The organism is Flavobacterium branchiophilum NBRC 15030 = ATCC 35035, assembly GCF_002217205.1.
GTDB classification, from domain to species: domain Bacteria; phylum Bacteroidota; class Bacteroidia; order Flavobacteriales; family Flavobacteriaceae; genus Flavobacterium; species Flavobacterium branchiophilum.
Window position 1 is genome coordinate 1 of sequence record NZ_MUGT01000130.1, and the last position, 12405, is coordinate 12405.

Genomic DNA, 12405 nt, shown 5'->3' on the forward strand with positions numbered 1-12405 from the left:
ATGTATATTTGGTATTAAACCCCCTTTTGGCAAATCATTGTTAAAGTTTATTCTTTGATCATGATTTTCCTTTTTATGGGGTAGTGTTTCTTTTTTTTTACTTATGTAGTTCAATGACAAGGGTTTAAAGCAATCATTTTAAATTAAAAATTTAAACTGTTAATACTGCAACAAGAACTCCATTTTTTGTCTTACTTTTTCGATGTTGGGTAGCATTGTTTGTTCTAAAATGCTGTTGAGTGGAATGGCAGGCATATTTTCGGCTCCTAAAACCATAACAGGAGCATCTAGCTGCTGGAAACATTGTTCTTGTATCAATCCTGCCAAGCTTCGGGCAAAGGAATTATTTACGGGTTCTTCTGTTAGTACTAAACATTTTTTTGTTTTTTGAACCGACTTAAAAACCGTTAGTTCGTCTAACGGATACAGGGTTCTCAAATCGATAATTTCTACTTGATTTTTTAAATTTTCTGAGGCATTCAAAGCCCAGTGAACTCCCATTCCGTAGGTAATTACGGTTAAAGTTTCTTGGGTTTCTTGTGGCCAAATTTCCTGAACAAGATTAGCTTTGCCAAATGGCAAAATATAATCTTCGCTGGGTTCGTTTACTTTTGCAGCATCGGTACCTTTTACTTTGCTCCAATACAGTCCTTTGTGCTCTAAAATTACCACTGGATTGGGGTCGTAGTAGGCGGCTTTTAGCAAGCCTTTCAAGTCGGCACCATTACTTGGATAAGCAATTTTGATGCCTCTTATATTGGTTAAAATACTTTCTATCGACGACGAATGATACGGTCCGCCGCTGCCATAAGCCCCAATTGGCACCCTCAAAATCATGCTTACAGGCCATTTGCCATTTGATAAGTAGCACGAACGACTGACCTCTGTAAACAACTGATTGAGAGCTGGCCAAATATAATCGGCAAATTGTACTTCGACTATGGGTTTCAAACCAACGGCAGACATTCCAACGGTAGATCCTACAATAAAGGCCTCTTGAATGGGGGTATTAAAAACCCTATTGTTACCAAATTTTTGTGCCAATGTTGCGGCTTCTCTAAAAACACCACCCAGCCTTGCACCAACATCTTGCCCATATAGCAAACATTCAGGATGTTTTTTCATGAGTTCTTCTACTGCAAATAAAGCACAATCGACCATCATCACTTTATCTTCCCTCATTGGGTTGCGATTGCCTGTTTCTTCCATAATGGGAGTTGGTGCAAAATCGTGAGTAAACAAATCCCCTGGAACGGGATCGGCAGCATGGAGTGCCTTTTCAAAGTCTGATTGAACCTGTGTAACTGCTTCTTGTTCAATAGTTTGAATGGTATTTACATCACAGCCCATGGCTATTAATTGTTGGATAATAATAGGGTAGGGGTCTCTGGTTTTTGCTTCTTCCAAATCGTCTCGATACCATTCCATCCTAACGCCAGAAGTATGATGATTGAGCAAAGGTACCTTTGCATGTACCAAAAAAGGCCGACGCTCAACTCTAATGGTATTAATTACTTTTTGAAGTGTAGTATAACATTCAGAAAAATCAGATCCATCAATAGTTAGGGCCTCTATGCCATGAAATCCTTTGGCATATTCAAAAGCATTTTGAGCCCTAGTTTCATGGGCATTTGCAGAAATATCCCAACCATTGTCTTGAATCAAATATAAAATGGGCAGTTGTTTTAAGGCTGCCATTTGTAAGGCTTCGGCTACTTCTCCTTCTGTTACTGCGGCATCGCCTAATGAACAAACTACAAGACCCTTTTTCTCTAAAGGGGAAATTTCATCTGCAAAACCTTTTCCTTCTGGGCTTGGGAAGGTTTTTTCTTTGTACCAAAAACCCATTGCCGCTCCTGTTGCAGGTATGGCTTGCATGCCAGTTGCCGATGATTGATGTGGGATTTTTGGTTTGTTGGCCTCGTTCAAACTTGGATGACAATAATACGTTCGACCTCCTGAAAAAGGGTCGTCTTTTTTGGCCATCAATTGCAGCATCAATTGGTAGGGACTTAGATCCATTCCCAGCAACATGGCATCGTCTCGATAATAAGGATACACAAAATCTTGTGGCAATAGTTGCATTGCCAACGCAATTTGTATGGCTTCGTGCCCACGAGATGTAGCATGAACATATTTTGAAACCAATTTGAATTGTACTTCATACCATTGTGTCATGGCCTTTGCTGTTGCCATTACCGAAAAAGCTTTCTTTAGAATTTTTATATCTAACATATAAGATAATATTTATGAAATAATAATTTTATTGTAATTTTTAATTATCAATATAAATAACCAATAACCATTATACTTCTAACGTCCAACCAAATTCATCTTGAATTTCTTGTGTTTTTATAGCATTTAAAGTATCGTTTACCCATACTGAAATGGGGTTTTCGTTGGGCAAAGTAATGGTAAAAGTACAATTGCCAATTTCTTTGATCATAGCAATACCAACGGCCGTCCCTGTTCCAAAGGCTTCTTCTAACGTACCATTATCAAAGGCTTCTATAATTTCAGTAATTGTAATTGGTCTTTCTGTAACGGCAAATCCATTACTTTTTAACAATGTTATAACACTCATTCGAGTTATACCAGACAAAATAGTTCCTGTTAAATTAGGAGTATAAAACTGACCATTAATTTTAAAAAAAATATTCATTGTGCCCACCTCTTGAATGTATTCAAAATGTTGAGCATCTAACCACAAAACCTGATCATATCCTTTGGCTTTTGCCAATTCTGTTGGTCTGATAGCTGCGGCATAATTGCCTGCGGTTTTGGCTTCGCCAGTTCCTCCATTTGCAGCTCTAATGAATTTTTTTTCGACGAATAATTTTATTTTTTGGGCATACATGGGTTTTGTTGGCGATGCCATAATGATAAATTTATAACTGGTAGCGGCCCTCATTCCAATAAAAGCTTCGTCGGCATACATAAAAGGCCTGATATATAAGGCACTTCCTTTTGCTTGTGGGATCCAATTTTTTTCTAATGCTGTAAATTTTTTTAAAGCTTCAACAAATAAATCTTCGGGAAATAATGGCATTCCCATTCTTTCGGCACTATTATTCAATCTTTTGGCATTGTCTTGGGGTCTAAATAAAATCGGAGTACCATTTGTTCCTAATGTAGCTTTCATTCCTTCAAAAATAGCCTGACCATAATGTAGTGCCATGGCAGCAGGGTGTGTTGGGATTAATGCTAAAGGCTCTATTCTTGGTTGTTGCCATTGGCCGTTTTGGTAGTCGCAAATAAAAACATGATCGGTAAAATGGGTGCCCATCAAAAGGGAATTTAAGTCTATTTCTGAAACTTTTGATGTATTTGTTTTATTTATTTGAATCGAATATCTCATTTTTTTATAACTTATTTTAACTACATTAATATAAAAAATCTACTTTTTCTTCTAATAATTGGCCTACTTTGGTCAAAAACGACCCTGCCAAAAAGCCATCAACTACCCGATGGTCAAAAGATAATGACAAATACATCATGCTTCTGATAGCAATTTCGTCGCCATTTGGGGTACTGATAACTTCAGGACGTTTTTTGATTAATCCAAAGGCGATGATGGCAACCTCTGGCTGGTTGATAATGGGAGTTCCCATGAGACTTCCAAAAGTTCCCACGTTTGAAATGGTAATGGTACTGCCTTGAACTTGTTCGGGTTTGAGCTTGTTTGTTCGGGCGGCTTCGGCTAAATGATTGACCTCTTTTGCTAAAGAAACTATGTTTTTTTGATTGGCATTTTTTACAACGGGTACAATCAAATTCCCGCTAGGAAGTGCCGTTGCCATACCAATATGTATGTTTTGATGTATAATAATTTGGTCTTTATCAACAGAAACGTTCATTAAAGGAAACGAAGTTACTGCTTTTGCTACTGCTTGTACGAAAAAGGGTGTAAATGTTAATTTTTCGTTCGTTTTTTCAAAAAACAATGCTTTGTTGTCTTGCCTCCATTGTGCCAAATGGGTAACATCAACTTCGATAAAAGAGGTTACATGTGGCGATGTTTGCTTGGAATATACCATGTGTCCTGCAATCAGCTGTCGCATCCTATCCATGGTAACGATGTGGTCCTGAGCAGCATCAAAATGGATTTGAGGTTTAGTATAAACTGCTTTTTTTTGTCCTTCGTCGTTCCATTTTCTACTTTCTAAAGGGTATTTTCTGTTTTTTAAATATTTGAAAACATCGCTTTTTTGCAAGCGACCATTGGATCCAGACCCAGCAATGGATTGTAATTCTTCTATTGAAAGGTGCTCTTTTTGTGCAATTGCAATAATTAATGGAGATAAAAACGAGTTACTACCCAATCGACTGGACTTTATAGAAGCTTCATTCGGTATTTCAGTAACAAATTGGTTATCAACAATGTTACTTTTGAATGTGGCCATTGTTTGAAAATCAGTCGTAATGCTATGTGATTTTTCGTTAATATCAGTCGAATGATGAATAGAGGCTAAGGGGCTAATCGTAGCTAAAACATGGCCAACTGGAACCACGTCATTTTTTTGAAAATGAATTGCCGTTATGGTACCAGCTATTGGAGATGCAATGTCGCTATCTACTTTATCTGTTGCAACTTCGACAAGGGTTTCTTCTGCTTGCACAAAATCGCCCACATTTTTCAACCAACTAATTATAGTTGCCTCCGTCATGCTTTCGCCCATTTTAGGCATTTTGAATTCAAACATAGTCATTTTTATTTGGTTTTTTTGGTTTTTTTGGTTTTTTTGGTTTCAAGTTTCAAGTTTCAGGTTTCAAGTTTCATTCTTTTTGATTTTTTTGATTTTTTCAATCTTTTATTTTTTTTTAATCCTTTTTCTCAAATTTTTTCAATGTTTCTTTTGTAAATTCTGAAAGGACTAGGCTGCCACTTATGGCTGCTCTTTCGGCTAAAAGGGTGTTCCAATGTTGGGTACCGTTCCAAAAAATGTGCTTCATTTGTTGCATTGCTTCGGGGTTGTAGGAGCAAAGTTGTTGTGCCAAATTGAAAGTAGCTTGGTCCAATTCGGGGATACTTTGATATACCTTTGCATACAATCCTTTGTCAAAGGCCCAAGTGGCATCATAAAAACTATTGGCATCAATGGCAATTTGAGATAATGCAGCAACTCCTATTTTTCTTTCAATTGCGGGTGCTACAACAAAGGGGCCTATGCCAACATTTAATTCGCTTAATTTGATACTGGCAAATTGGGTAGCCATACAATAATCGGTAGCGGCGGCAATGCCTACACCACCACCAACGGCTTTGCCTTGCACACGTCCGATGATGAACTTTGGACATAATCGCATGGCGTTGATGACGTTGGCAAAACCCGAAAAAAATAATTTTCCTGCTTCGGCATTATTTATAGCCACTAACTCTTGAAAACTGGCTCCTGCACAAAAAGTTCTGTCGCCTCCACTTTGTAGGATAATGACTTTTACTTCGGGATTGTTTCCTGTTATTGTTATTGTATGTGCCAATTGTTCCAGAATAGTACTTGGCAATGAATTTTGTTCTGGATGAAAAAACTCGATTGTTGCTATGTTGTGGTTGATGTTATATTTTACGTATGCACTCATTTTATTATATATTAGTTGATTTTTTAAGATAAATTTATTAGCCCCGATTGCAACGGAAATCCTTTTCTTTTTTTTCTTTAAAAAAAGAAAAGATTGTAGTGAAAAGCGGGATTAGCTCCTGAAAATATTACAAAATGTCAAATTGTTCAAAATGATGGTTCAAATGTTTTCTGTCTAAAAGATACCATTCGTATCGGTTCATGTTGCCAAAAACTGCATTTTTGAGCAGGATGTTTGGATGGGTTTCAAAAAATTGCAAATAGGCTGCACGGGCTTCCCAAAAATGGTGTTTGGCTTCGTCTAAATTGGCATGCTTTACCGTTTCGATTTGAGATAAATGTGCTAATGGGAAATCGAAATTTTGTGGCATTTTATTGTAGTTATACAACGTATGATGTACTTTTTCGAGTATATGATTTGGGGTAATGAGTTCGAAATTTTGAATGATTCCAGCGGCAATTTTGTAGCCAAATTCCAAATGTTCTATCATGTGTTGGGCAGTCATAGAACCCCATTTTGGTTGAGTATTTTCTGTTAGTTTGTTTAAACATTCTTGGATTTTTTCATGGGTCATTTCTACAAAAACGGTTTGTTTTTTTTGTACCATTGTTAGTATAGTAGCTACGGCAACTAACTCGTTTTGCATATCAAAAACTTCAACAAACCATTTTACGATACCGCTAGGATGTTCGGCAGCAACCACATCACGATCGATTTTTTGTTTACAGATAAGTCTTACATAAATAGTATCGTTGTGGTATATTGGTTTTAAAAAACGACACTCTTCTAGGCCGTAATTGGCTGCAACGGGGCCTTTGTTTGGATATACAAAAAGTCCTGCGGCAGCGGCCAAAATGAAATAACCATGTGCGGTTCTTTTCTTGAAAATACTACCTTCGAGGGCGGTAATATCGGTGTGGGCATAAAAATGATCCCATGTAAGATTAGAAAAATTAATAATGTCGGTGTCTGTTACGGTTCTGTTGTGGGTTTGTAACGACATTCCGGGTTGAATGTCTTCCCAATGGTATTGAAAAGGGTGTTGGGTGATGGGTTTATAAGCCGATTTTGGTTGGTAAATTTCGGTTATTTCGGTCAGAGTGGTGGGCGAACCCTGAATGGCACACCGTTGCATATAATGTTTGATGCCTCTTACGCCACCCATTTCTTGTCCGCCGCCAGCCCTACCAGGGCCACCGTGTACTAAAAGAGGTAAAGGCGATCCGTGTCCTGTGCTTTGTTTGGCATTTTCTCTATTTAAAACCAATATTCGGCCATGATGTGATGCAGCATTTATGACATAATCTTTTGCTATTTTGTCGGAATATGTTACGATAGACGAAACCAAAGAGCCTTTACCCATTTGGGCTAATGTTATGGCTTGCTCTAGGTTTTGATAGGGCATTAGTGTGGCAACAGGGCCAAAGGCCTCTATTTCGTGAGCGGCTGCATTATTAAAAGGCTGGTTTTCTCTAAGAAGGGTTGGACTTACAAAAGCTCCTTTTTCGTTGGCACCCATTAGATTAATTTGTTGTAAATTGCCATAAACGATGTCTGCTGATTGTGAAAGTTCTTGTATTCTTGAAAGGAGTACCTCAACTTGCTTTTTGCTTACCAATGCACCCATTCGGACTTCTTTTAATCGAGGATTGCCTATGTTTACTTGGTCTAATGCTTTTGAAAGGGCATTTTGAACCTCGTCAATTACATTTTCGGGTATAATCAAGCGGCGGATGGCGGTACATTTTTGACCTGCTTTTACGGTTATTTCGCTGCGGGCTTGTTGAATAAAAAGTTGAAATTCGGGCGTACCAGGCAAGGCATCTTCGCCCAAAATAGAAGCGTTTAACGAGTCGGCTTCTAATGTAAAAGGGACGGCTTCTTGAATTATTCTGGGATGCGATTTTAATATCCGACCCGTAGCAGCCGATCCTGTAAAAGTTACCACATCTTGACTTTCGACAGTATCAAAAATGTTGGTAACCGTACCTGAAATAAGTTGCAAAGCCCCTTCGGGAATGATGTTTGAAGCAATAATTTCTTTGACAACGGCTTCTGTTAAATAAGCCGTAACGGGTGCTGGCAACACCACGGCCGGCATGCCTGCCATCCAATTGACGGCACATTTTTCGAGCATTCCCCATATTGGAAAATTGAAAGCATTGATGTGTATGGCAACTCCTTTTTTGGGAACTAAAAGGTGGTGAGCCATAAATCGGCCCCCTTTTGATAAATCAATAGGATCGCCCTCTACATGATAAGGCAAATTTGGAAATAATTTTCGCAAAGAAGCATTGGCATACAAATTGCCAAAACCCCCTTCGATATCTATCCAAGAATCCGTTCGTGTTGCACCCGTTTTATAACTCAATTCGTAAAATATTTCTTTCTTTTTGGTTAAATAAATGGCAAGACTTTTCAGCATGTTGCCTCGTTCTTGAAAAGTCATTTTACGCAATTTTTCGCCACCTTTTGTTCTTCCATATTGCAAAATGCTAGGAATGTCTAATCCTTCTACAGATGTTGTTGCTACATATTCGCCAGTTATGGCATCAAATGTGGGAATTCCTTCGCCAGAAGCGACAACCCATTTTCCTTGTACGTAATGTTGAGTATGGTTTATCATGTTTATATATTTTTGTACCACAAAGTAGTTGATTATTTATTAAATATGAAAGTTGTGGTTTGTGATTATGATTGATATTTTTAATTTTAAAAAAATAGATTAAAGACTACAATTTTCAATTATCACGGCATATCCTTGACCAACGCCAATACACATTGTAATTAGTGCAAACCTTTTTTGATTGAGTTGCAGTTGTAATGCAGCCGAATATAAAATACGGGCACCAGTAGCACCAAGAGGGTGGCCTAATGCTATGGCACCGCCATTTGGATTGATTCTTGGATCGTTGTCCTGTAAACCCAACTCGCGGATGCAAGCCAAACTTTGAGCTGCAAATGCTTCGTTTAATTCGATAAGGTCTATTTGATCCAAAGTCAATCCTGCTTTTTGTAGTGCCTTGTTTGTTGCAGCAACAGGGCCAATACCCATAATGCGGGGTTCTACGCCCACTACAGCTGCACTAACCAAGCGGGCCAACGGTTTTAAATTGTATGTTTTTATGGCCTCTGCCGATACGATAAGGGTAGCCACAGCACCATCATTTAGTCCAGAGGCATTGCCAGCCGTTACGCTGCCATCTTTTTGAAAAGCAGGTTTTAAGTTGGACAAACCTTGAAGGCTGGTTGCAGGTTTTATAAATTCATCTTTACTAAAAATAATGGCATCGCCTTTGCGTTGCGGAATTTCAACAGACACAATTTCTTGTTCAAATCTGCCAGAAGCTTGTGCTAGGGAGGCTTTTTGTTGGCTTTGGAATGCAAATAAATCCTGGTCGTGTCGGGAAATATTGTATAGGGCAGCTAAATTTTCGGCTGTTGTACCCATGGCCTCTGTGCCATATAAATTTTGCATTTTTGGGTTGATAAACCGCCATCCAAAACTAGAATCATACATGGCACTATCTGTTCCAAAAGCCGTAGAGGGTTTTGAAACTACCAGAGGCCCACGAGTCATGTTTTCGACACCACCGGCAATAAACACATGGCCGTCGCCAGCTTTTATGGCACGTTGTGCATGAATGATGGCAGACATTCCAGAGCTACACAATCTATTGACTGTTTCGCCAGGCACAGTATAGGGCAAGCCTGCTAGTAGCAATGCCATTCGGGCTACATTTCGGTTGTCTTCGCCAGCTTGATTGGCACAACCAAAAATTACATCGTCATACGCTTGTTTTGGGATGTTGGCATTTTTTTGCACTAATGATTTGATGACTAAAGCAGCTAAATCATCGGCACGAACAGATGATAATGAGCCTTGGTATTGTCCTATTGGAGTTCGAACTCCGTCTATGATGAATGCTTCCATTTTTGGGTTGATGCTTGTTTAGTTGTATGTTGAAAAATGTTGGTTTTTATATTTGGAAAAATGCTGTTGATTACGGAATGTTGCGTTAGGGATAGCAGATAAAATCCTTTTTTAAGGCTTTTTCTGACTCAAAAAAGATTATTTCATAACATGATATTTCTTTTGGAGTTCAATGAACGTTGTTTGGAACGAATATCCCGACTCTTTGGGGAACGCCCAACCATTTATTTGATGTCATTTGTTGATTTTTTTGAAAATGGTATTATTTGATTACAAATTAAATTTCCCAATCTTTTTGTGTCCTAAAAACGACGCCCTTAAACAAGGCCACCAATTCGTCTGGTTCCTGATTGTTGGCGGTATGACGTCGTACTTCAATGATGTGAAACCCCAGCTTGTTTTTACTTTTTTCTATCACAGAAACGGCTGTTAAATAATCGCCTTCGTTTACGGCTTCGATATGATTGATGGACGTTTCTATGGAAACGGCATACTTGCCAAGAGCGTTTGCTGCAAATCCAAAAGCAGTATCGGCCAACGCAAAAGTGATACCCCCGTGGGCTTTGCCCATACTATTGAGCATGTCTTTCCGAACGGTCATTCCTACTTTGCATTTGCCAATTTCGCTTTCTAAAATGGTGATTCCTAACCATTGACTAAAAGCATCTTGACTGAGCATTTTGTGAGGTATTGTTGAGGAGTTCATGGTTTTATGAGATTGAAAGATTTAAAGATTGAAAAATTAAAAGATTTAAAGATTTAAAGATTGAAAATAATATTATGTTTTTGAATCAAAATCCAATTTATTTCTGTTTAATTTTCTTAGTATGGGGCTGCATCTGTAGCGGTCTTCGTGGTATTCGTTGTAGAGTTCGTCTAACTTGTTTACACACCAAGGGATACCTAATTCATTTGCCCAATCGAGTAAACCTTTTGGGTAATTGACTCCTTTTGTCATGGCCATATTAATGTCGTTTGCACTTGCAATATTTAGGAAATAAGCATCGGCTGCTTCGTTGATTAACATGACAATCACCCTATCAAAAATGCTTTGTGCCAATATCCTATCGGTTGTAGGTTTGGGTATGTCTTGATTGTAATTATAAAAGCCTCTACCCGATTTTTTGCCCAAAAAACCTGCTTCTACAAGCCTTTTTTGAGTTAAAGAAGGTTTGTATTTTGGGTCATAATAAAAAGCAGTAAACACCGTATCTGTAACGGTATAATTGACATCATTTCCTATAAAATCCATCAATTCAAAAGGGCCCATTTTGAATCCGCCAATGGTTTTCAAACTCCAATCGATGGTTGCAAAATCGGCAATACCTTCTTCAAAAATGCGTAAACTTTCGCCATAAAACGGTCGTGCCACACGGTTTACAATAAAACCAGGAGTGTCCTTTGCAAGGGCTACGGTTTTGTGCCAATTTGAAAGTAAATCAATTGTTTTTTGTAAGATAATATCGCTAGTTTGAACAGCAGGAATGACTTCTACCAGCGGCATTACAGGGGCAGGATTGAAAAAATGGATACCAATAACTCGTTCGGGAAATTGACATGCACCAGCAATGGACGCAATTGATAACGATGAGGTGTTTGTAGCTAAAATAGTATTTTGGCTTACCAATTGTTCTAGTTCTACAAAGAGTTTTTGTTTGATGGCCAAATTTTCTACGATGGCTTCTATAACAACATCTGCCTCAGCAACTTCTTGTATATTATTTGTAAAAAAAATATTTGATTCGATATTTGATTTTTGTTCGGTATTTAATTTGCCTTTTTCAAATAATTTTACGACTATTTTGTTTAGGTCATTCTTGCTTTTTTCTAATGCCTCTTGATTCAAATCAAACAATATTACCTTACAATCCGATAGGGCTGCTACTTGAGCTATGCCGCTACCCATGGTTCCTGAACCAATAATGGCAATCGTATTTTTGCTTTTTGGGAGGTTGTTAGATGCTTTTGTATCTTTAATATTGTTCATAAATGCTACTTTTATTTAAAAAAATTATTTGAAATACAACAAAAGTGTTGCAAAATAATAGAATCTATATTTTTACAGTTTTTAAAAATGATTATTCATTAATCACCAATAAACTCGGGGTTTCTTTTGTTGATAAATGCCTCTACTCCTTCTTTAAAATCGAAAGATTGGCTGGCTTCAATTTGGCATTTGCTTTCTAAATCTAATTGTTCTGTCAAATTATTTGACATGGCTTGGTTTAACAAAGTTTTAGTTAGTCCAATAGCTTTAGTAGGCATTTTGGCAACAGTTGATGCTAAATTTTGAACTTCGTCTTCAAAAAACGAGGCGGGATAAATTTTGTATATCATGCCCATTTTTAGAGCCTCTTCGGCCGAAACTTTATCGCCCAATATCATCAAAGCAGAAGCCCTTTGAAAACCAATTAATCGAGGCAAAAAGAAAGTGCCTGCGCTATCTGGCACCAAACCAATTTTGCTAAAAGCTTGTATAAAACTAGCCTGCTCAGAAGCAACAACAATGTCGCAAGCCAAAGCAATATTGGCTCCAGCACCAGCTGCTACACCATTGACGGCTGCGATTATAGGTTTTTTTATTTGTCTAATCAGTTGGATGATTGGGTTGTAATGCTCTTCTAAAATAACTTCAAAACCAGGGTTCAAATTGGGATTGATAACCTCGTTCAAGTCTTGACCGGCACAAAATGCTTTGCCATTTCCTGTCAAAATAATTGCTCTAACCTGTGGATTATGAGCACATTCGTTGAGTACTTTTTGTAATAAAAGAGCCATTTCCCTGTTAAAACTATTAAAAACATCGGGTCTGTTTAGGGCAATCTTTGCAATGTTGTTTTCGATATGTAATTGAATCATAATGCTGAATTTTATTTATACCAAATATACAT

General features: G+C 37.9%; 9 protein-coding genes. All 9 read right to left on the minus strand.

Features of this window, described 5'->3' with window-relative positions; translation table 11 throughout:
- Window positions 1-159: 159 nt before the first annotated feature.
- Window positions 160-2235, minus strand: a complete 2076-nt coding sequence (locus tag B0A58_RS13200; RefSeq protein ID WP_089081450.1) for an alpha-ketoacid dehydrogenase subunit alpha/beta — start codon at window positions 2233-2235, stop codon at window positions 160-162.
- Between the two features lie 70 nt (window positions 2236-2305).
- A complete protein-coding gene (locus tag B0A58_RS13205; RefSeq protein WP_089081451.1) occupies window positions 2306-3358 on the minus strand; it encodes a branched-chain amino acid aminotransferase in 1053 nt (350 codons plus the stop codon).
- Window positions 3359-3383: 25 nt separating this feature from the next.
- Complete coding sequence (locus B0A58_RS13210; protein WP_089081452.1) at window positions 3384-4709, minus strand: dihydrolipoamide acetyltransferase family protein; 1326 nt, start codon at window positions 4707-4709, stop codon at window positions 3384-3386.
- A gap of 112 nt (window positions 4710-4821) precedes the next feature.
- Complete coding sequence (locus tag B0A58_RS13220; RefSeq protein WP_089081454.1) at window positions 4822-5580, minus strand: enoyl-CoA hydratase/isomerase family protein; 759 nt, start codon at window positions 5578-5580, stop codon at window positions 4822-4824.
- Between the two features lie 127 nt (window positions 5581-5707).
- Window positions 5708-8206: a phenylacetic acid degradation bifunctional protein PaaZ gene (gene paaZ / locus B0A58_RS13225; RefSeq protein WP_243389500.1), complete on the minus strand. Its 2499-nt coding sequence runs from the start codon at window positions 8204-8206 to the stop codon at window positions 5708-5710.
- Between the two features lie 99 nt (window positions 8207-8305).
- A complete protein-coding gene (gene pcaF, locus B0A58_RS13230; RefSeq protein WP_089081455.1) occupies window positions 8306-9514 on the minus strand; it encodes a 3-oxoadipyl-CoA thiolase in 1209 nt (402 codons plus the stop codon).
- A 277-nt stretch (window positions 9515-9791) separates the two neighbouring features.
- Window positions 9792-10220: a PaaI family thioesterase gene (locus tag B0A58_RS13235; protein ID WP_089081456.1), complete on the minus strand. Its 429-nt coding sequence runs from the start codon at window positions 10218-10220 to the stop codon at window positions 9792-9794.
- Between the two features lie 72 nt (window positions 10221-10292).
- Window positions 10293-11501, minus strand: a complete 1209-nt coding sequence (locus B0A58_RS13240; RefSeq protein WP_089081457.1) for a 3-hydroxyacyl-CoA dehydrogenase NAD-binding domain-containing protein — start codon at window positions 11499-11501, stop codon at window positions 10293-10295.
- A 98-nt stretch (window positions 11502-11599) separates the two neighbouring features.
- Complete coding sequence (locus B0A58_RS13245; RefSeq protein ID WP_089081458.1) at window positions 11600-12373, minus strand: enoyl-CoA hydratase-related protein; 774 nt, start codon at window positions 12371-12373, stop codon at window positions 11600-11602.
- Between the last annotated feature and the right edge of the window lie 32 nt (window positions 12374-12405).